Annotated in this window: 18 protein-coding genes; 10 read left to right on the forward strand and 8 right to left on the reverse strand. The window is 32.1% G+C overall.

Annotated features, from left to right (window positions below):
* Positions 1-24: 24 nt before the first annotated feature.
* The 8 genes from ACQQ6V_RS02185 to ACQQ6V_RS02220 all read right to left on the reverse strand — a co-directional run bounded on the left by ACQQ6V_RS02185 (position 25) and on the right by ACQQ6V_RS02220 (position 11266).
* The gene (locus ACQQ6V_RS02185) at positions 25-639 is read right to left on the reverse strand and encodes a hypothetical protein (RefSeq protein ID WP_448843959.1); all 615 of its coding nucleotides are present in this window, start codon (positions 637-639) and stop codon (positions 25-27) included.
* Between the two features lie 267 nt (positions 640-906).
* On the reverse strand, positions 907-2424 hold the full coding sequence (locus tag ACQQ6V_RS02190) for a helix-turn-helix domain-containing protein (RefSeq protein WP_448843960.1): 1518 nt from the start codon (positions 2422-2424) through the stop codon (positions 907-909).
* A 462-nt stretch (positions 2425-2886) separates the two neighbouring features.
* Positions 2887-3573, reverse strand: coding sequence for an Ig-like domain-containing protein (locus ACQQ6V_RS02195; protein ID WP_448843961.1), 687 nt, complete (start codon positions 3571-3573; stop codon positions 2887-2889).
* A gap of 528 nt (positions 3574-4101) precedes the next feature.
* The gene (locus tag ACQQ6V_RS02200; protein WP_448843962.1) at positions 4102-4836 is read right to left on the reverse strand and encodes a hypothetical protein; all 735 of its coding nucleotides are present in this window, start codon (positions 4834-4836) and stop codon (positions 4102-4104) included.
* Between the two features lie 138 nt (positions 4837-4974).
* Positions 4975-8235: a type ISP restriction/modification enzyme gene (locus ACQQ6V_RS02205; RefSeq protein WP_448843963.1), complete on the reverse strand. Its 3261-nt coding sequence runs from the start codon at positions 8233-8235 to the stop codon at positions 4975-4977.
* Between the two features lie 329 nt (positions 8236-8564).
* Positions 8565-9275 (reverse strand): hypothetical protein, encoded by a 711-nt coding sequence (locus ACQQ6V_RS02210; RefSeq protein WP_448843964.1) that lies wholly within the window; start codon positions 9273-9275, stop codon positions 8565-8567.
* Between the two features lie 263 nt (positions 9276-9538).
* A complete protein-coding gene (locus ACQQ6V_RS02215; RefSeq protein ID WP_448843965.1) occupies positions 9539-10378 on the reverse strand; it encodes a hypothetical protein in 840 nt (279 codons plus the stop codon).
* 261 nt (positions 10379-10639) lie between these two features.
* Entirely contained in the window at positions 10640-11266 is a 627-nt protein-coding gene (locus tag ACQQ6V_RS02220) for a zinc ribbon domain-containing protein (RefSeq protein WP_448843966.1), read from the reverse strand.
* Between the two features lie 476 nt (positions 11267-11742).
* Between ACQQ6V_RS02220 and ACQQ6V_RS02225 the strand changes: the two genes are divergently transcribed.
* From ACQQ6V_RS02225 to ACQQ6V_RS02270, 10 genes are all read left to right on the forward strand, one after another.
* Positions 11743-12963 (forward strand): tyrosine-type recombinase/integrase, encoded by a 1221-nt coding sequence (locus tag ACQQ6V_RS02225; RefSeq protein WP_448843967.1) that lies wholly within the window; start codon positions 11743-11745, stop codon positions 12961-12963.
* A gap of 235 nt (positions 12964-13198) precedes the next feature.
* Positions 13199-14095 carry a hypothetical protein gene (locus ACQQ6V_RS02230; protein ID WP_448843968.1) on the forward strand — a complete coding sequence of 299 codons (897 nt, stop codon included), beginning with the start codon at positions 13199-13201 and terminating at the stop codon, positions 14093-14095.
* 145 nt (positions 14096-14240) lie between these two features.
* Complete coding sequence (locus ACQQ6V_RS02235) at positions 14241-14522, forward strand: helix-turn-helix domain-containing protein (protein ID WP_448843969.1); 282 nt, start codon at positions 14241-14243, stop codon at positions 14520-14522.
* Between the two features lie 336 nt (positions 14523-14858).
* Positions 14859-17006 carry a VapE domain-containing protein gene (locus tag ACQQ6V_RS02240; RefSeq protein WP_448843970.1) on the forward strand — a complete coding sequence of 716 codons (2148 nt, stop codon included), beginning with the start codon at positions 14859-14861 and terminating at the stop codon, positions 17004-17006.
* Between the two features lie 343 nt (positions 17007-17349).
* Positions 17350-17925 (forward strand): TerD family protein, encoded by a 576-nt coding sequence (locus ACQQ6V_RS02245; RefSeq protein WP_448843971.1) that lies wholly within the window; start codon positions 17350-17352, stop codon positions 17923-17925.
* Between the two features lie 6 nt (positions 17926-17931).
* Entirely contained in the window at positions 17932-18594 is a 663-nt protein-coding gene (locus ACQQ6V_RS02250; RefSeq protein ID WP_448843972.1) for an HAD family hydrolase, read from the forward strand.
* A 5-nt stretch (positions 18595-18599) separates the two neighbouring features.
* Positions 18600-19475, forward strand: a complete 876-nt coding sequence (locus tag ACQQ6V_RS02255) for a phosphoribosyltransferase family protein (protein WP_448843973.1) — start codon at positions 18600-18602, stop codon at positions 19473-19475.
* Positions 19409-19963, forward strand: a complete 555-nt coding sequence (locus ACQQ6V_RS02260) for a TerD family protein (RefSeq protein ID WP_448843974.1) — start codon at positions 19409-19411, stop codon at positions 19961-19963. The genes ACQQ6V_RS02255 and ACQQ6V_RS02260 overlap by 67 nt, the downstream gene beginning before the upstream one ends.
* Positions 19964-19968: 5 nt before the next feature.
* Positions 19969-20646: a TerD family protein gene (locus ACQQ6V_RS02265; protein ID WP_448843975.1), complete on the forward strand. Its 678-nt coding sequence runs from the start codon at positions 19969-19971 to the stop codon at positions 20644-20646.
* Positions 20647-20661: 15 nt separating this feature from the next.
* Positions 20662-21300, forward strand: a complete 639-nt coding sequence (locus ACQQ6V_RS02270; RefSeq protein WP_448843976.1) for a vWA domain-containing protein — start codon at positions 20662-20664, stop codon at positions 21298-21300.
* The last annotated feature ends 1 nt before the right edge of the window (position 21301 follow it).

The following is a 21301-nucleotide window of genomic DNA, read 5'->3' on the forward strand; positions in this document are numbered from 1 at the left end:
TTCTAATTACATACTCGAAATAAATTAAACTACAGGCGGCGGTCGGATAGAAAAATAATATACAACACTGTTGCTGTAATTTTCTTTTTTGATGAAAGAATCAACAGGCGTTTTGTAAACTATTTCCTTTGAACCAAAGTTTGCATTCTTCGCAAGAATTGCCTTTATCTGTGAATTTGTGTTTGAAATAGCGATATATCCGTTAGCCGAATCCGTTTGGAAAATTGAATTTGATTTTCCGGATACGAAATTGAAATCGGATTTTTTGATAGATTCCGCAATTTTTCCCGAATCTAATTTCTTTAGTTTGGGAATAAATACAAGATGTTTTTTTGTAGAAGTTTTAACTTTAAAACCTTCTATGACGACTACTTTACCAAAAATATTTTTTTGATTATCGTATATAACTGTATTTTTAGAAATATGTAATTGTCCATTTATAGGTTTTGCAGTCTCAATATTTGGTTCATTATTTATTTCTATTATTATTGTTCCTTCTGAAATATATAATGATGGATTGTTACTTTGAAAAATTTGTGCTTGAAAAGAAATAGAGATCAATGAAAAAAAGAAAGCACAACAATACCTTTTATTTCTAAAAAATATTGAAAGTGCTTTTTTCGAAAATATAATTTTCATTTGTGTTTTGTTCTCGAATTCGGCACAAAGATAGAGTATTTAAGCACAATATGAAAGCTTAACATACAAGACTAATCAATTATTGCAATATATTAAATAATCATTTATAGTTGATTATCAGTATTGTAAAATTGTAAAATGGTATTTTTAATACTTAGGGATTGAAACTAAGACAATTTGAAAAAACAAATAAAAATGAAGACAAAAACGGAATTATTAAAGAAATTTGCAACAAATAGTCGAGTTATTTAAACAGAAAATTCATTACTAATCTGATTCTTTTTCCAAATAACTAATATATTGTGAAGGAGAAATTTTTGTTTTAGCCTTAAAATTTAATGCAAATTGATTGTACGAATTATAACCACACATTTCTGCAAGAGCAGAAATTTTGTATCTGCGATATTGTGGATTATCCTTTAATAATTGAGTGAAATAATCGATTCGTAAATCATTCATATAATTATTAAAATCTTGATTATAGTATTTTTTTAGTAAAAAACTTAAGTTTCTTGGTGTGATATTAAGTTTTGATGCTAATTGGGTTGCTAAAAAGTTTTGAGCTAAAAAGAAATTCTTTTGTTCTAAATTCTTTAGTTGCTTGATAATTTGATCCTCATTTTCAATTTCTCTAAACTCCCCATTAGTTTTTGAAAGAGTTGTTGTTTTAACATTTTTTTTCTGTTCAAGTCTAGCAATAATTTCTTGAAAAGCAGATGTAAGTTTCTTGCGTTTAAGTCTATTATACCAAACTAAAAATATCAAACCTATAATACAAAATAGAATAATAACAAAACTGATACTTGTTTTATTTTTCTCTTCTTGAATCTTATTTTTTGACTTTCTCGTTTCGTATTTTGTTAACTCTTGTGTATTTAAGGTTTCATTATGGGTTATCTTATCTATTTCCTCAACAAAAGATAATTGTTCTTCTGGTGAATCTATCTTTGCTACTAGACGTTCTTTTAAAATAAGTTTTGTTGAAGCAACAGTGTTTTTGATTTTAGACTTCGAATAGGCAGTAGAAAAATAAGTTTTCGCTTGCTCTTTTTTTCCATTTTTTACTGCTAATAGAGCTTTAGCTAATTCATAAATTTCATATAACGATGAGTTTTCCCTTATGGTTACATCACGTATTGTGTTATCTGCTTTTTTTATATTTTTCTCTGCTTCAAAAATATTACCGCATTTCATTTGAGTAAAAGCATTTTGGGCATACACTGCAAAAATGTAATCAGGATCTTTTTTTTGAATGTCTAAAGGTACTAAACTTAAATATTTTATTCTAGCTTCAGAAGCTTTACAATAATCCGCATCAATATCATAGATTTTGGATAGATTATAATAATATTCAGCTTCTTTGAAGGGATTTTTATATTCTTTTTGTAGTTTAATATAGTTTTGCCAAGCATCATTTGATTGTTCAGTAAGACCTGCTCTTCTGTATGACATAACCAAACCATTGATATATGACATTTGTAAACTTATTGAATCAATATTCTTTCCTATTTTCTCGGCTTCTTCATAATAATAGACTGCTTGAATATAAAAACCATTTCTGTACTTCATTCCACCCATAATATAATTGGCGTAAAATTTCTCATTAGAAGTCTGAGCATTTTGAAGAAGGGCTTGTGAATTACTATTATAGTTATTCGAATTTGTATTCAGCAGTTTTTTGTAATACTCAAAATTTTTAGACTTCTTTTCATCTAGTTTTTGTTGACCATAACAGAATGTTGTAAGACAAAGAAATATTAAAAATTTTATTTTTGAGTGATTCATTCTGTAAAAGTATGTACAAAAATAATGAAATTTCAAAGTAAGTGTTTCATAAAAGAATGGAAAATCAGCTCTTTTGCAAAATAGGTTGTTGATTTAGCGTTGGAATTTTGCAAATGTGCTGATGTGCGTTGGCAAAAAAAGGTGCTGGAAAAAAGAATAAATTTTGAGTTGGGAAAGGTTTTGAGTTTTTTCTAAAATTCAGTTCTTTATTTTCAGAAATCTTGATTATTTGACCACTCTGATAGCATTGCATATAACGGAAAAAGTATTGGCGAAGTGCGGGCTTTCGAAGAACTAAAAGTTCAACAACGACCAAACGTAGCGAATGCTTTTTCCATTTTTTAAAATTACAAAAAATCTAAAAAATGGAAAAGTTTTTTGCGGGTATTTTCTAAAATCTCTCTGAGGATTCCTTCAGCCCCGCATCTTGCAAAACCCATGTTATACGACGGCGTTTTTTTATTATTGTTTTGTGTAAATTACATTAAATCCTAATGTTGGATTTACACTCATTCCCATAAAAATTGGATTGTCTAAATCTTTCATCATTATTGTTCCATTTTGATTATCCAACACTAAATATCTTTCTTTATAATATGTTGTCGTATTTGTTACAGAAGTAGTGTTAGAAGGAAAAATTGCAATTGCAGATGTCATTTTTCCTGAACTATCAAAAGTGTATCCAATATTTAAAATATCATTATTTTCTCCTTTATATGCTAAACCTGTTGCAGTTTCATTTTGAAGTTGCCTTGTTTCTGCGGCTTTAATTTCTGCCTTAGTTTTTCCGAAACCCATTATCGGTTCTTTGAAAAAGTTTTGATATGGTGAAATGGTAACATTTGCAGTTGTTGTTTTACCATTTTTAGTGGCTGTCACTTGAAAAGTTCCCACTTTGTTAGCGGTCAACAAACCACTATTATTTACAGTTCCTCTTTTTTCATCAGAAGATTTCCACGTGAATTCTGTTCCTGCTATAGAAGAACTCCCATTCCTAACAGTAAATTGTTGAGTCTTGTCATATTTGATATTGACTTCATTAGGCGAAATGGAATAATTTTCAACAGCAGGTTCGTCATTGTCTCTAGAACAAGATGTTGTTGATAATGTAAAAGTTGCAAGTGCAAAAAATAAAAATGTTTTTCTCATTTTTTTAAAATTTAATTGTTAATGATTTCCGTTTTGACAGTGTTTTTTGATACGCTGTCGTATAACGGAAAAAGTATTGCCGAAGGACGGGCTTTTAAAGACGAAAAGTTCTATAAAAACTGAACTAAGCAAAAACTTTTTTCTTTTGCTAAATTACTCAAATTAGTAAAAGAAAAAAGGGTTTTGCGGATAAATATCACTAAATGTACATCGTTACCGAAACCCCGTCTTTTGGCAATACAATGTTAGGCGATCGCCCTGACTGTTTTCTGCCTTTTTATTTTTTATAGTGGGTGCCAGTTTTTAAAATGCGGGACTTAATTTTGTTTCTGCGTATTTAATAAATATAAATGCGTATGAAATAATTTACTTTTCGCATTAGATAAATATAATTGCGGATAGTATAATTTAAACTGCAGTTGCGATAATTACAACTGCGGATAAAATAAATAGGTTTGCGGAGCAAACCTATTTAATTGAGGGTGAAAGATTTTATTTCGAGGTAGTGAATTTTATCTTTTGGGTAGTTTAAACTTTAGGCTTTTTAAACTCTATACCCTTTACTTGTGCAAACTCTGGGCTTGTTGCTCCAAAAACTGCTTTGATGTACTTCTTAACTTCTGATGCTATTTCGAAAATGCTTTCTTCTTTTGTATAAAGTGTTGCGTTTCTTGCTAGGCGTGCGTTGCTTACGTCTACATAAGCGGTTGCGACTTCGTCATTCTGGGTGGCTAAATCGGTTTGTTTGGCTTCTAATGTTGCTATTTTTAAATCTTCTTCGTTGGGTGTGTAAGTTGGTTCGGTTTTTAGAACTGCTATAAGCCCTGCAAAATGTTGTAATTGTTGTGTGTAGGATTGTTGGCTCGTGGATATAGTATTGGGTGCTGGTGTATTTGAGTCTTGTGGTGTGGTTGAAGCGGGAGTGCTTCTTTGTCCTTGTAATTTACGGTTGAAACCTTTAGCATCGTTAACCAACTCGTCGGAAGCATCTGTGGTTTGTAAGGCGTTGATAAGACGAGTTGATAATGCTTTAAGCCCACTAAATGCACTTAATCTGGCGTTTACTTTGGTGTTGTAGGTAGCGTATTGGTTGATTACATTGTCTAGTTTTGCTTGTGCATCTGCCAATAATGCTTCTAGTTGTGGAACTTTTAAAGCTTCTTTTGATGGGTTGTAAGTAGCACCATAAGCTTTTACAAATGCAATTAGGTTTTGGAAGTTGGCAATGTTTTTTGCGTGTCCTGTTTCTGATGTTGAAGCCATTTGTGTATGTTTTAATGATTAATGTATTAAAGTTACTAAAAAATATGATATAAATATCTGTAACAAAATAGAATAGCCAACGGAAAGGTTGGCTATTGGTTTTAGAATATTATGAATTGATGATGCGTAATGCTTCTTTTACTCTATTTCTATTTTTTCTATTTCTTTCATTAATCTTGCGGTTTCTGATAATGCCACAATTATTTTTTGATAGTGTAGAATATCATCAAATTCTAAGGTTCTGTCTTTTCTATCTTTCAGCCATTTTTGAGCAGGTTGATATCCTCCAATATAAAATTCCCACGCTGTTTGTGGAACATTATCGAAATACTGTGTTTCATTGATAAATACTTTCCCGTTGTCGTATTTTGGTTTGCCTACCACGTTGTCTCCGTCTATTGGATATTGCGTGATGTATTTTTCGACAATCGGGCTTTCTAATAAGTGAATTTGTCTTATTTCTCCACCTAATTTTGCCAATTGCCAAAAGGTCTCTTGGTCTTTTGGATAAGGGACTCTTGGGAAATCTATTTTTAAAAATTCTTTATACTTCTCACGGTATGTTGGCGAATGCAATACTGCATAGATATAATCGAGTACATCTAAGGGTGTAAAACAATTGTGGTAACCCCAATCGTAAGGGCGAACCAAAGGCTCATTTGGAAGTTTGGTTTCTACCAAAATTTGGAAGTTTTCTGGAATGAATTTATGGTCGGGTACAAATGCTAAGCCTAATGATTTTGCGATTTTATCGACAATCTCCGCATTGAGATTGGGCACTCTTTCGGCTTGTTCTTCAAAGGAGGTTTGTCCGTTGGTTTCGGGGTAGAGGTAGAGTGGGAAAACACTTCCACCACCACGATAATATATGTTTTGGTCTGAAATTGTGTTGGTGATAAAGGATAAATTCCATTGCATACTTCCAACGGCTTGACCTTGTCTACCTGATATTATTGCAAAGTTTTTACCATCTCGTAAATTTTTCATAATACGATTTTGGCTGTATGCAAAAAAACCTTTTGGCTTGCCTGTGAAATAAGTCCATCTATTATCAAATGGACGATATGTAATCATTTTGAAGTTCTTATCACTAAAATTTTCAGTTAAATCATCCTTTGCTTTTGATAAAATCCAATCTCTACTATCACTTTTTAAGTTGTAGATTTTACGCAATTCAGATTCTTCTGAATTTCTAAATTTTTCAATTGTTGTATTTAAAGATGATTTTTCAAATTCGATAGTAACACTATCATTCTTTGATAACACACCTAATGAAGATTCTATAAACAACTCCGTTAATTGAAAGCCTTTGTCATATTCGATTTTATCTTCAAAATCTTTAGGCATTAAAAAATATTCTGGAGAAGTTAGTTCAACTTCATTATAGGGTGTTGATTTTAGACTGTTTTCGGTTAGAAAATCATACTTTTCCTCTCTTTTCCCATACAAATCATAGTGAAAAACCTTGCCTAATTCGTTAGATTTTTTCTGACCTGTTTTTACAAAAAAATTGATAGAAACCCCTTGTTCAATATCAAATACGTTTACATCCGCGCTTCCATCCGGTGCGGTTTCTTTTTTCTTAGCATTTCCGTGTAAATCTATCGTATAAATTTTATCATAGGTTTTCAGCAAGTTCCAGCGCATCCCTCTAAAAGTAGGGTTGTCCAAAAAGCCGTGCGGATTAATGAATGCTAAAACACCACTTCCATTTTTCTCAATAAAATGTTGACCATAACGTAAAAACTTTACATAATCATCATTGATGAATTTTGAGTTTTGCTCTTTTAGTTTTTCTTTTCCGCCTGGTTCTTTTTTGTAATCTTCCATCAACTTCATAATCCACTCGCCTTTGTTGGCGCTTTCTCCGCTATATGGAGGATTCCCAATGACACACATTACAGGCGCATCACGCTTTATGTGGTTGGCTTCGTTGGCTTCGGTGCTTAGCCAATTGGCAAAAAGTGTTCCTGTATCGGGGTGGCTTTCTTCTAAACTATTGGTAAGGTAGACTCTAAAGCGTTGGTCGGTTGTAGGTTTGTAGCCTGTCTCGGTCAATAGTAAATCTAACTGCAGATGTGCCATTGCATAACTTGCCATTAGCAACTCGAAGCCATTAAGACGGGGCAATAAATGCGTCGCTACATAATTGCTCCAAATGCCTTGTTGCCCTTCAAATTTTTTATGGATATGCTTTACCACTTCGGCAAGAAAAGTACCTGTACCCGTTGCAGGATCGAGTATTTGCACTTTATGAACTTCTTGTTCTGTAGTTTTGATATTGTCTTTATAACGATTGTCGGTCGCTTGTAGGTTTACTTTTATTTTGGTTTTGCTGGTATCTGCTAAACCTTGTGAGAGATTAAATTCAGTTTTTAAAATATCGTCTACTGCACGTACTATAAAATTAACCACAGGAGCAGGTGTGTACCAAACGCCTCTTGCTTTTCTTAATTTGGGATCATACTCGCTAAGGAAAGTTTCGTAAAAATGGATAATAGGGTCTTCCATTTTCGTGGATTTTCCATAGTTTTTAAGGATTTGTTCTACGTTACAGGCTATGAAAATTTCCACTAAACTGTCTACAATCCATTTGATGCGGTCGTCTATATCGGGACCAGCAATGTAGCCAAAAAGTTTGCGTAAAAATGGGTTTGATTTTGGGATTAATTCGGCAGCTTCTTGTCTGCTGAAAGTGGGCAAAGTAGGGTCGTGTAGTCGGGCGGCAAACATCCCATAAGCAATGGTTTGTGCATAGACATCTGCAAAACCTTTGGGCGTAATATCGTGAATAAGGATTTGCTTAAAGGCAGTCATTTGGTCTTTAAGCGTACTGTTCTCCTGATTGTATTCGTCACTTGTAAGTGCCTTTTCTATAACATCAGAAAGTAGGCGGGCTTTGCCCGCCATCATTTCTGCTAGTTTTTTACTACTTTTTATCGTTTGACCAACGTGAGCGCAAAAGTCTTTAATGAGGTTTGTAAAAGTATCAAAATTGGAAGGCAAGGGAACGATAGTTCCGTTTTGTAGTTCCGCTATTGCAATTTTCGTTATAAAAACTCCGTCAATATATAAATGAAAATCAAGATAATCTGTGAAGATTAAGTTGCTAAGTGATGCTTTGTAACGGTCAAACTGTTCTTTGTTTCCTGTTTTCTTTGTACCGTCAAGGTCTTTGTCGCCAATATCTTTGGCTTCTATAAAGCCAACAGGAATATCCTTTTTGGTTAAGATGTAGTCTGGTGCTCCACAACTTTGTCTTTTGGGTTCGTTGGTTGCTCTAATTGTCGGAACTAAACTTTCTAGTAATTGTTGTAGGTCGCCACGAAAAGTATGTTCGGTTGCATTTCCTAATTTGTAGCGTTGATTTATGTTGTCAATATATTGTTCTAAAGTCATTTGTTATGTTCTCAAAGTTATGCTTCAAAGTTAGTTTTTTAAATTTATAGCTGTTGATATAAAAATAAAAAAAGCTTCATTTATATGAAACTTGAATTTTTATGCGGTCTGTGTAATAGGGTGTCGCCTAACGGAAAAAGTATTTGCGAAGGGCGGGCTAAATAGAACGAAAAGTTCAACTTCGACCGAACGAAGCAAATTGCTTTTTCAGATTGTTAAATTACAAAAAAATACAATATGAAAAGCAAGTTGCGACTAAATGCAACAAATAGTTCTATTAAATATTCAACCCCGCCTTTTGCAAATACAATGTTAGCAGAAGTATTTTTTTATTCTTTATTGTTAATTATCGGAGCAAGTTCTGTCTTTAATTCTTCAAATTTTTCTTTAGTCATCATATCAATTTCCATTAACTCTTTTGCTTCTTTTAATTTTGCAATGGCTTCTTCTCTTGTCATTTTTCTATTTTTTAATAAGAGTTCACCTGATTCAATTGCTAACTCTGTATCCATTACACTTAAGTATTTATTAATTCCAAAGGCTCTTCCGTTAATTTCACCTAAAACTATAACAACATATAAAGGTTTGTTTTTACTACCTCTGTGATATGTTTTCATTTCGCTTACAACAACAGTCGTGTTCTTTAGACTATTATCTGCCATAATTTGTGCATCTCCATTCATTGCCGTCATAATACTACCAAATCCTGCTGGTCTTCCCATTTTAATAAATTCGTAAGTTTTTTTGGAAGTACTTCTTGATTGAGCAGCGCCTCCTCTTAAAGAACCGCCATAACTACCTGCATAAGTTCTAGTATTCATTTCTTGTGAAGTTGGAGATCCTAGAATCAAAGTGTCACCAATTTTTACACTATTCTTACTAGTTGTAATGTATTCTTTGACTTGTGTTCCACTCTTAACAGTATTAAAAAAATTAATATCTTGGGTATTTGCATAAGTCAATAATTTAATCTCATCTTCTTGTGCGCTGATAGAAATAATTGATAAAAAAATAGTTAATAAAGTAATTGTCTTTTTCATAAAATTTTATTTAATTGTTATTTTTACGTTGTTTTTGTTTAATATTTCTGCTAACGGGAAACGTATTGCTGAAGTGCGGGCTTTTACACCTAAAATTTCTACTAAAAACTGCACGAAGCAAAAAATGTTTTCCGCTGACTAAATTAATAAAAAAATGGAGGCGGAAACATTTTTTGCGACTAAATTTCACAAAATTTTCAACGCAAGAGCCTTCAATCCCGCATTTTAGCAATACGATGTTATGTGCAGGCAGAATTAAGCGGTTATTTTTTTACTTCCTTAAATTTCACAATAAAGTCAGGATTTTCCATACTTCCGCCTTCGGTCATACTCAATTCATAAATGTAATCGTTATTGATAGATTTCAAAAAATCTCCGCTAACAAAAACTTTGTCTCCTTTTTTGAGTTCTGAAATTGTTTGATAAAGTGGACTGCTTTGTTCAATAAGTGTATTTTCAAACATATCAGAAAGTTCGTTATTCATATTTGAAAGAGTTATTCCTGTTCCTTGGATTTCAACTCCGAAATTTGCTTTTCCTTTGCTCGTAGTTTCCATAGTTTTTACAATTCCTACCCAATTATTGAAACTTCTGCTATTTTTTAAAATGCTTTTAAACGCTTCTCCTCGTTTTGTTCTTATTGCAGATTTTTTCAATTCGTTGTCAGCGTTTTCATATTCTTTACTAAATTGTTGAATTGTAGAAATAAATTCTTGTTGTTCGGCAGGATAAGCCAAAGCAGGATTTTCTTTAAGTTCTTTTTCTTCCGCTTTTGCTAGTTTTGCATTTTCTTTTTCTGCTTTTTTCTGGGCTTTTGCATTTTCTTGCGCCAAATTCAAACTGTCAACAATTGGTTTTATTTCGTTAATTTTTGCAATTGCGTCGCTATAATTTTTGTCTTCGGGTTTAACATTGTTTAGATATTCGTAGGCTTTTTTATAATCCTTTTTGTTGTAAGCGTCCATTCCTTCTTTGTAATAATCAAGTGGAAACAAGATTGCCATTAAAATTAAAAATGCGATTAAAGCGCCAATTCCAATTAGAATTTTTTTGAAGATTGATTTTTTCTTTTTTGGTTGATTTTGTGTAAAAGTCTCGTTCATATTTTTCTGTTTTATGTTCTTAAACGGGGTGTTTTTAACTGCTTGCACATAACGAAAAAGTATTGGCGAAGTGCGGGCTTAATTTGAACGACAGTTCAAGTTCAGACCAATCGTAGCCAATATTTTTTCAATGGAACTAAATTAGTAAAAAATGTGGAATTGGAAAATATTGGCGGATAAATATTACAAAATGTTCAATTTAGACTTTAACCCCGCATTTTGCCAATACACTGTTGTATGCAGTTTCATTTATCTTCTAATTTATTCAGTTCTAAAGTCTATTACTTCATAATTTTTGCAACCAGCGTTATATTTGATAGTTAACCAAAAGGTTCCCTTAACTTCCATACCAAGTTTATTCTCTGCTGTAAAAGATTTCGCATATTCAATTGTGCCTTTTTCAACATTTTTAATTTTTGCATCGCTTTTTGATAAATAAATCATCATTGTTTGTGCTTCACCATTAACTTTGATGGTTCCAGGATATTTTGTTGAAGCACTTAACAGTTTATAAGCATCAATTGAAATGTCTTTTAGTGAGTTTGGTGAAATTGCTTTACTCAGTCCATTCTCATTGTCAATAAATTCTTGAAGGATTTTCTCCTTCTTAATTTTATCAATTTTATTCCATTCAGTTTTACAATGTTCTTCTTTAAGTTTAGTTATTAACTCAGCATTTTGTTTTTCATCTTCTTTTTGAGAAGAGAAACATTTGTAAATCATAAATACTAGAAGAAACAAGGTAATATATTTTATCCATTTGTTAATTTTCCTTGTCCTTACTTGTTTTTCGGTGAGGGGTAAAATAATTGGACTTCCACAGTTTGGACATGTTTTAGCGTTACTACTAATTTCTTTTCCACATTCATTACATTGAATTAATGCCATAGTTTTATCTTTTCTTTGAGTTTTGATTTGGGCGGTTGCTTTGAAATTGCATACAACGGAAAAAGTATTGGCGAAGTGCGGGCTTAATTTGAACAAAAGTTCAAGTTCAGACCAAACGGAGCCGATGCTTTTTCAGATTGTCTAAATTATGAAAAAAAACAATATGAAAAGCAGCGGCGTGTAAATATTTCAAATCTTTCTATTATACACGTAATCCCGCATTTTGCCAATACAATGTTATCCGAAATATTAAACTGATAGAATTTATTTGCTCGTAATTGCTTATAAATAGGTAATTTATGTAATTTAACATATTAAAATAATGCATAAAAAAGTAAACAAATATGCTATTTGTTTAACCAAATGTTTTACTTTTGTATGGTAATGCTTTCAATTGAATATCAAGAGTTTTACTATGTTGCTGTCCTTTGCATTGCTTTGTAATATTAAGAATTTTTAATCAAAATCAAAACACAATGGCTTCTATCAAATTAGTTTTAGTAGTAAAGAAAATAGATGCTTCAGAGCATTGTCCACTTTACATCCGAGTAATTAAAGACCGAAAGGTAAAGTATGTAAGTACAGGTTTGAAGCTGAAGGAAAACGAATGGGACGAAGACAAGCAACGTGTAAAAAAGAACAAGGTTAATTCTGCTAGGTTGAATGCTTTTTTGGCTTCCAAAATTGCGGATGCTGAATCTTTAGTAGCCGATGAAGAAAGAAAGTCAACCAGTGTATCTGCAAAAAAACTAAAACGAGCAATAAAGGGGATGCCCTCTGTAAACTTCTTTCAGTATGCTGAAAAGAGATGCGAAAGTCTTAAAGGTAATTTGTCAATCAGAACTGTTTCCAATTACAAGAAGTACACCAAGAAGTTTGAGAATTTCGTTGGTCATAACGATCTGAATTTCGATGATATTTCAGTAACGATGCTCAATGATTATGTTGCGTACATGGGAAACAAGTTGAAAAATGGACCAACAACTCAGAATTATTCCCTTTTGGTTTTATCGATCATGTTTAAAGCTGCAATGAATGAGGATTTAATTCCGGAAACGATGTACCCATTTTCAAAGGTTAAGGTTAAAAAAGAGAAAGGAAAAAGATTATTCTTAAACAAGGATCAGTTCAGAAAGTTTAGAGATTTAAAATTAGAACCCTTCAGTAAAGAAGATATTTACAGAGATATGTTTATGTTTTCGGTCTTTGCGGGAGGTTTGAGATTTAGCGATGTTTTGAGTTTAAAGTGGCAAGAATATAGCGAAGACGAACAAAGAATTTCTAAAGTTATTCGAAAAACAGGCAGACTTCACGCATTGCGTATTGGCGAAGATGCAGTTGATATTCTAAATAAGTATAAAAATACAGATGCTACCAAAAACGATTTTATATTTCCACTCATTCCCGATGTAGCATTTTTTGATAAAGACGAAGAATACCAACAAAGGATGATAAATAACAATACCAGTTTATGTGGGATCAGATTACGCAAAATAGGTAAGGACTTAGAATTGCCTTTTACTTTGTCTTTTCATGTAAGCAGACACACTTTTGCCACTAATGCTTTAAACAATGGTATGCGAATAGAATATGTATCAAAACTACTAGATCATACCGATATTGGCATCACTCAGATTTACGCAAAAATCATAAACGAAGAATTAGATAAAGCGGTTGATAATTTTGTGAAAATGTAATTTTCACAAAGTCCGATAAACAAAGAAAAACTAAAATTTCTTGCTACAAATTGTATCAAAATGCTCGTTCATTAGTTTTTGTACACTTCTTTTTCTTTACATTTGAAAGTAACGCAAATAGATGAAAATCTTTGATTTAAGAGCTTGTTTTCTGTAAGATTTTTATCCAAAACTAGTTGAATGAGTATAAAACAGGTCACTTTTGTGAACTTAACAATTAATATCTATAAAGGAGATGTCAAACCGCTATCAAATATTGGAAGTAGTTCCATTTGTGGACTTTTTAAAAGGAGTAGAATCTAATGATTTTAATCCCGATTTTGACATTGATTATAGCCTAGTGACTGATATACATTCTTATTGCGAAACATTATTCAACAAATTATTTACACTTAAACACTCCGAAATTCCAGATTTTTTAGACCATCAATGCACAAGAAAAAGCAACCCAATGTTATGGTTAAACAAATTGGAAAAGCTAGTAGAAGTAAATTCTGAATTATTTTCTGGAGCAAGAAACGAGAGTAGGAAAACCAAACTTTACACTTGTATTGAATTTAAACGCAATGCTTTGAAGTCCGAAGGACTTAAATTAAGTCCGATTAAACCTAATCAGAAGTTTATTAACGCACAATGTGAAGACCGATACTTTTGCTTCAAAGAGACCAAAGCGAAAGCTGATGCATTGGCTACAGATGCTGAAAAGATTCTGTTTTTAACTCAAGAAGTATTCGAATACAAAGGATCGTATGTGGATATGATTAGTTCAAAACTACCAACTTATGATGAAGAATGCTCCAAGTATATTACTCAAATTCAAACCATGTCAAAACTGAAATTAGAACTGGAAGAACAAAGTAAGAAATCGAAAGCTAATACCAAATCTGTAGAAAAAATAAGATTACATGGTCCTTTAAATATCCTAACCAATGCATTTAAGCAGATGATGACAGAGGTAAAACCAACAGGACTACCTTATGTTCAGAATAAAATTAGAGATATTGCGTTGTTTATCTGCGAAAACTTCGAGGATGAAAACGGAAATCCTATTTCTAAAGATACTGTTCAAACGTATTTATCTCCCAACCGAAGCGATAAAGATCCCAATTCGGATAATGCTGTAAAATTGTAGTCCGATTTTTAACAAAATAACCAAAATAAGAAAGCCCCATTCATTGGGGCTTTCCAAGTTTTATAGTCCGATCGGACTAAAAAGTACTTATCGGACTTTTTTATTTCCCACAACTTTGCTTCATAATCTTAAAACAAGAATTCTTATGGAAGCAATTATTTTATCAAAAGAACAATTCGAAGCATTAATCACTAAAATAGATGATATAGCGATTAAGGTCAACGCTAAAAGCAGTGTGAAACAAGAAACATTTTTGGATAACAAACAGTTTATGGAAATGTTGAAAATCTCACCTAGAACAGCACAAACATGGCGAGATGAAGGGAAAATATCTTTCAGCCAAGTGGGTAGTAAAATCTATTACAAAATGTCAGATGTCGAAAAATGTATGGAATCCTATTATAACAAATCTTTCGCAAAAAAGTAATCAACCCTTAAAACGACATAGTAAACAGAGTAGTAGCTCTTAAACGACCTAGAAACGATAGCCGTTAAGAAAATTTTGAAAACTTCCGTTAAAAAATTTCCATTGTTTAAGCCGATACAATCGGTGAGTTCTGGAAGTTTTAGGAAGTTTTTGAAATTTTTAGGAAACCGTTTCAGTCTTGACCTTTTGCTTCTTTTGTGTTAAGACAAAAGAAGAGGAGTAAAGAAAAGATTGTAATCAAAGCATTACTTTTTTAGCTGAGTTTCCAAGTCTTGACCTTTTGATCCTTTTGTGTCAAGACAAAAGGATAGAAATAAACCTTTAAATATTAGCAAAATGAAAACCTCAATATTCCAAAACTTCAACGAAGTTACCGATACTCAACCCATTACAAAAGTCTTAGAAAGCATTAGAACGGGTTTGTATAAAAACCAAATCGTTTACCTGCGTAAATCCTTAGCAGACGACAAAAAAGAAGCAGCAGAACGTATCAAAAAATCATTACCTGCATTTACACCCAGTGCAACATTCAAAGGAGGAAGAAAATTGGATTTCCTGCAAGAATACAACAAGCTAATATGCTTAGATATTGACAAACTTGAAAAAGTAAAACTAGCAGAAGTAAAATCAAAAGCTATTCAAGACGAATACGTTTATGCAGCGTTTATTAGTCCATCAGGAAACGGATTAAAATTGTTTATCAAAGTAGAAACTGATCAAGAAGAACACAAAGAAACCTTCTTATTACTTCAACGATATTTTGAAGAGTTATTGGCGGTAGAAATTGATAAATCCGGAAAGGATATTACAAGACTATGCTTTGTGTCTTTTGATAGTGATTTATACTTGAACGAAAACTCAACCATATTTTCTACTAATGAAAAATCCCATCAACCATCAACTGACACTCATCAACAAAATACTAAAAACCAAACACAAAAGACTATAAACTACGATGTCATCTACGAACATTGCGTACGCTTTACCGAGAAAAAAGAACAATTTGTAGAAGGCAATCGTAACAATTTCATCTATCAATTAGCCAACAATCTCAACAGAAAAGGAATCCCTGAAACAATGGCTTTAGGCTATATTTTAGCAGATTACAACTACGATCAAAAAGAAATATTAGACACCGTCAAAAGTGCATACAATAACACTTCTGACTTTAATACAGACGAATTCAAACTGAAAAATTCGAGAGCAATAGACGTGCGTAAAATAAATGGGACTTTGAGCGGAGCCGAAGTGGAAGAGGACGAAGAAAAACCAAGCTTCATCGATAAGCTCGAAACTTTCCTTAATCACCGTTACAACTTCAGATACAACAAAGTCTTAGGAAAATTAGAATTTAAAACGATTAAAGCAACGAAGTGGAAACCTATGACCGATTTTTCCGAAAATTCCATCCTTCGAGAAATCCTAAAAGCAAAGGTAAAATGCAGCATCAATTCCCTTAGAAACTTACTTCATTCCGACTATTGCGAAATGTTCGACCCTTTTGAAGTCTACTTTGAAAACTTACCCAAAAATGAAGATGAAACGGATTATATCCAACAATTAGCAGATACAGTAACCACGACTAAACAAGACCTTTGGAGAACTTGTTTTAAAAAATGGTTTGTAGCGATGGTAGCTTGTGTCCTGGATGAAAAACAAATCAATCAAACAGTCATAGTTTTCAGTGGAAAGCAAGGTTTAGGAAAAACGACGTGGATGGAAAAATTAATGCCTACACAACTGAAAGAATACATCTTTTCAGGAACCATAAACCCCAATAATAAAGATACTTTAATTCACTTAGCTGAATGTATGCTCATTAATCTTGACGAGTTAGAAAATCTCAACCGTTCAGAAATTGGCAGCTTAAAAGAAATCATCACGAAAACCCATATACGAATGCGTAAAGCCTACGGACACAACAACGAAAATATGCCAAGAAGAGCTTCTTTTGCGGGTTCGGTAAATACATCTCAGTTTCTAAACGACACAACCGGCTCACGCCGTTTCTTATGTTTTGAAGTGGAACACATCGAGTATACGCACAACATCGATATCAACAAGGTCTATGCTCAAGCATTACAACTCAAAGAGGAAGGCTATAGACATTGGTTCAACCAAGAAGAAATAAAAGAAATTAATGCGAACAACGAACAATACCAACTAAGAAGTCCAGAAGAAGAATTACTATTAACGTGGTTCACGCCTGCCGAAAAAGAGAATGCTCAATACTTTTTTAATACGACACAAATTGCTCAGATTTTAGCAACGAGAGCAAATATAAACATTAGTGATGCTACAGTTCGTAAATTGGGTATGGCTTTAAAAAAGCATAACTTCAAGAAAATAGTTAAAAACAAAATCTATGTTTACCCAATAACCCTACATGAATACGAAGATGTAGACAAAGATAATAAGCAATTTGAAACTCCTAAAACAGAAGCTTTAGAACCACAAAAAATACCTTTTAGATTTGACAATTAATAGCGAGTGCAAAACTGCACTCGTTTTCCTTTTTATTCTTTAAAGTAACAACGTAAGTAACGTAAGTGATTTTTCACAAAACACTTTTTTATTTTTTTACTTCGAAAAAAAATGCTGAACTAGAGTAGAACAATGCAAACGGCGAGTACCACTTCTTTACTTTGCTATTAACCCCTTCCTTTTAAATATTTTTTTTTCAATCTCAAAAAAAAATATTTTCTTTTGACGAATTTCACTTACGTTCTTACGTCATTTTTAATTTCCGTTTTTTTCTTTCAATTACTCTTTATATCTTTAGCAATTATATGTATAACAAAAAAAAACTTATTGAAAACTAAATTTTATGGCAATTAATTTACGTAAAGGTCAAAAGATAGACATAGGCTTAACAAATATTACAATTGGATTAGGATGGGATCCAAACGAAGGAACAGGTCATGATTTTGATTTAGATGCGTCAGCTATTATGATAGATGAATCCCGAAAATTAGTAGGAGAGGATTACTTTATTTTTTATAACAATTTGTCATCTCCCGATAATGCATTACAACATACAGGGGATGATCCTACTGGAGGAAATAGTGATGGTGACGATGATGAAGCTATTATTGTTGATTTAAATAAAGTCAATGACAAAGTTCAAGAAATCCTTTTTGTTGTTACAATAGAAGATTTTGAAAGGAGAAAGCAAAATTTTGGACAGGTTCGTAACTCGTACATTCGTATTGTTGATAACAATTCCGGAGAAGAAATAGCTAAATATGAATTAGATGAGGATTTCTCTATTGAGACGGGAGTGGAATTTGGCAGATTGTACAAACGTAACGGTGCATGGAAATTTGAAGCATCAGGTATTGGATATAATGCAGATTTAGGATTTTTTTTAGAAAAATATTATAACGGGACTATTATTAAATAGGGTGAAATGATTGATATTAACGCCTATGATCATTTTTCTTTTGATCTATGGATGACGATCATTAAATCAAATCCAAGATTTAAACCTTATCGTGTTATTTTATTTAAAAATTTTTTCGAGATAAATAAAGAAATTGAAGTTATTAACGATACGATTAAGTACTACGATCATTTGTTTAACGAAATAACTCAAATTACGGGTAAACATTTTCATCGGGAGGAGGCTTTTTTAATGATTTTAGATGCGCTTGGAGTGGATATAGAATCCAATAATAAAAGTGAATTACAAGCTTTTTTTACGGAGTCGGATAGCTTGTTTTTAGACAATTTACCAGAAATAATATGGCCCAATGTTTTTGGAGTATTAGAGACTATAAAAAACGAAGGTAAAACTGCTAATATTCTCAGTAATACAGCATTTATTCATGGCGATATATTGAGAGTAGCTTTAGGTAAGATAGGATTAGCAGATTATTTTTCTTTTATGATTTTTTCAGATGAAGTTGGGGTTTCAAAACCAAATAAAGAAATATTTAATATTCTGTTGGAAAAAATAAAAGATATGGGTGATGTTGCTAAAAATAAAATAGTTCATATAGGAGACAATAGAAAGGCTGATATTATTGGTGCTTTAGAGTATGGAATAAACGCAGAACTTATAAAATTTTAACACAAATGAAAAAAAGTTTTAGCCTGCATAAGGTTGATAATGATAGCGTATGTCCCTTTAATGAGGATGAGTACAGTAAATTTAAATTTGGTGAGACCTTATATGCCAAAAAGTTCGCTAATGAATTATTTAAAGGTTTTATTAATAAATATGCCACTCTTATTTTAGAACAAAAGGAAATTATTCTTTTTCCTAGTCCTTATTTATCAATACCAACAGCCTCAAATTTTTTATGTTCTTATTTTAAGGAAAAGCTTAATCTTTTTTTATTTGAAGAAGGTAAATCGGCATGTAAGGAAGGTAAAATTTATCGGAAGCAGACTTATTCTCAGGATTATGGAAATATGAGTTTTGAGGAAAGAATTAACCTAATTTCAAATGATACCTATTACATTGATAGTAATTTTGTTAACGATAAATTCTGTGTTTTTATTGATGATATAAAAATTACGGGCAGTCATGAACGTACAGTTGATAAAATTCTAAAAGAATCTAATATTGATGGGGATTTCATTTTTGTTTATTATGCGGAATTAATAAATTCAGAAATTCACCCTAGTATAGAGAATCATTACAATTACTTTTCAGTTAAATCTACTCAAGATTTACTACAAATAATACAGAGTAAGACTTTTAAGTTTAACACTAGAATAATAAAATTCATATTGATGTTGAATGATAAAGAGTTTGAAGCTATTATTTCTAAAATATCACTCGATCAGATTGAAAACTTATTTTATTTGGCTATTAGCAATAATTATCACCAAATGGAAGAATATATACAAAATATTAATAAACTAAAAAACAAATTATTATGGCAATTAACTTGCAAAAAGGACAACGAGAGAGTATCAATGCTCCAAAATTTACAATTGGATTAGGCTGGGATACTAATTCATCTAGTACAGGTCAGGCATTTGATTTAGATGCTTCTGTTTTTATTCTTGGAGAAAATGGTAAAATATTGTCAGATCAACATTTCATCTTCTATAATAATTTAAAATCACCCAATGAAGCTGTAGTTCACACTGGAGATAATCTTACAGGTGATGGAGATGGTGATGATGAGCAAGTATTAGTTGATCTTTCTAAAATTGATGCAAATGCTTCCGAAATTATTGTAGTTGTAACAATTCATGATGCCGAAGCAAGAAACCAGAATTTTGGACAAGTTAGAAATTCTTTTGTAAGAATTGTGGATACAAATTCAAATGTAGAGTTGTTAAATTACGAGTTAGACGAAGATTTTTCTATTGAAACAGCTGTAGAATTTGGTAGAATTTATAGAAGAAATGGAGATTGGAAATTTGAGGCTGTTGGAACTGGTATGAAAGGAGGTTTACAAGATTATTTAAATAAATACAACTAATAATTATGGCAATAAATTTACAGAAAGGTCAAAAGATTGACTTAAGAAAAAATAGTGGAGAAGCATTAACAAATTTTTGCGTTGGAGCAAATTGGGGTGCTATTGAAGTGACTAAATCTGGTTTTTTAGGTTTTGGATCTAAGACTGTAGTAGAAGATGTAGATTTAGATTTAAGTTGCATTATGGTTGATGGTAAAGGAGAATTAGTGGATTGGATCTACTCACCTGATTATAATGCTTGGCTTTCGCAGAATAAGTTTCCGTTAGGTAAACTAAGTTCAAAGGATGGTGCGCTAAAACATAGTGGAGATGATCGACAAGGTGATGTTGGAGGTGACGATGGATTAGATAATGAAATTATTTCTGTTGATTTAAGTAAAGTGGATTCTAATGTAGAGAAAATATTCTTTTTTCTAAATATTTACAATAATCCGGGTCAAAATATAGACTTTGCTAAGGTGCCGTTTGCTAAGATTAGAATGTATGAGGGGACACCTACAAGAGTTAATAATGTTCATTCTAATTATGATATAGTTACGGATTCTAGTTTTTCAGGAAAAGCAGCCTTGATATTGGGGAAACTCTATAGACGTAATGGTGAATGGAAATTTGATGCAATTGGAGATGCTGCGGATGATAAAATATTTATACAAACGATCCAAAGAATATTAAAAAACTACTAAATTAACATATTTAATATGAGAAGATTACCCGTTTATTTACTTTTAGATACATCAGGATCAATGACAGGAGAGCCAATTGAGGCTGTTAAGAATGGTGTTCAAATGATGATGCACTCGCTTCGTCAAAATCCGCAAGCTATTGAGACAGCTTACGTCAGTATCATAACTTTCGATACGAATGCTACACAAATCGTTCCTTTAACAGATTTGGCATCATTTCAAATGGTAGATATCAAAGCACAAGGCGTAACATCTTTAGGTGCTGCTTTATCTCTTTTAGCAGATAAGATGGAAACCGAGATAACTAAAACTACGATGGAAACCAAAGGAGATTGGAAACCTTTAACTTTTATAATGACAGATGGTATACCTACGGATGATTGGCAACCAGGATTGTCAAAACTCAAAAATGTTAATAGAGGTTTAATTGTAGGTTGTGCAGCTGGTAGTGGAGCTGATGATTCAATTCTTAAACAAATTACAGAATCGGTCGTACGATTAGATAGTGCTGATTCAGACAGTATTGCAAAATTCTTTCAGTGGGTTACTGCTTCTATTTCTACAACTTCTACTAAAGTGGAAGAATCTGGAATTGATTTAAATAAAATGGATCAACTTCCTCCTCCTCCTTCAGAACTAATAATTGTTTCTTAAA

This window comes from Chryseobacterium electrogenes, assembly GCF_053553015.1.

Bases quoted from the DNA above. Each gene is read 5' to 3' on its own strand.
- ACQQ6V_RS02190 (WP_448843960.1), bottom strand. From the start codon at position 2,424: ATGAATCACTCAAAAATAAAATTTTTAATATTTCTTTGTCTTACAACA.
- ACQQ6V_RS02195 (WP_448843961.1), bottom strand. From the start codon at position 3,573: ATGAGAAAAACATTTTTATTTTTTGCACTTGCAACTTTTACATTATCA.
- ACQQ6V_RS02215 (WP_448843965.1), bottom strand. From the start codon at position 10,378: ATGAACGAGACTTTTACACAAAATCAACCAAAAAAGAAAAAATCAATC.
- ACQQ6V_RS02185 (WP_448843959.1), bottom strand. From the start codon at position 639: ATGAAAATTATATTTTCGAAAAAAGCACTTTCAATATTTTTTAGAAAT.
- ACQQ6V_RS02225 (WP_448843967.1), top strand. From the start codon at position 11,743: ATGGCTTCTATCAAATTAGTTTTAGTAGTAAAGAAAATAGATGCTTCA.
- ACQQ6V_RS02200 (WP_448843962.1), bottom strand. From the start codon at position 4,836: ATGGCTTCAACATCAGAAACAGGACACGCAAAAAACATTGCCAACTTC.
- ACQQ6V_RS02220 (WP_448843966.1), bottom strand. From the start codon at position 11,266: ATGGCATTAATTCAATGTAATGAATGTGGAAAAGAAATTAGTAGTAAC.
- ACQQ6V_RS02210 (WP_448843964.1), bottom strand. From the start codon at position 9,275: ATGAAAAAGACAATTACTTTATTAACTATTTTTTTATCAATTATTTCT.
- ACQQ6V_RS02250 (WP_448843972.1), top strand. From the start codon at position 17,932: ATGATTGATATTAACGCCTATGATCATTTTTCTTTTGATCTATGGATG.
- ACQQ6V_RS02240 (WP_448843970.1), top strand. From the start codon at position 14,859: ATGAAAACCTCAATATTCCAAAACTTCAACGAAGTTACCGATACTCAA.
- ACQQ6V_RS02270 (WP_448843976.1), top strand. From the start codon at position 20,662: ATGAGAAGATTACCCGTTTATTTACTTTTAGATACATCAGGATCAATG.
- ACQQ6V_RS02235 (WP_448843969.1), top strand. From the start codon at position 14,241: ATGGAAGCAATTATTTTATCAAAAGAACAATTCGAAGCATTAATCACT.
- ACQQ6V_RS02230 (WP_448843968.1), top strand. From the start codon at position 13,199: ATGTCAAACCGCTATCAAATATTGGAAGTAGTTCCATTTGTGGACTTT.
- ACQQ6V_RS02260 (WP_448843974.1), top strand. From the start codon at position 19,409: ATGGCAATTAACTTGCAAAAAGGACAACGAGAGAGTATCAATGCTCCA.
- ACQQ6V_RS02245 (WP_448843971.1), top strand. From the start codon at position 17,350: ATGGCAATTAATTTACGTAAAGGTCAAAAGATAGACATAGGCTTAACA.
- ACQQ6V_RS02255 (WP_448843973.1), top strand. From the start codon at position 18,600: ATGAAAAAAAGTTTTAGCCTGCATAAGGTTGATAATGATAGCGTATGT.
- ACQQ6V_RS02265 (WP_448843975.1), top strand. From the start codon at position 19,969: ATGGCAATAAATTTACAGAAAGGTCAAAAGATTGACTTAAGAAAAAAT.
- ACQQ6V_RS02205 (WP_448843963.1), bottom strand. From the start codon at position 8,235: ATGACTTTAGAACAATATATTGACAACATAAATCAACGCTACAAATTA.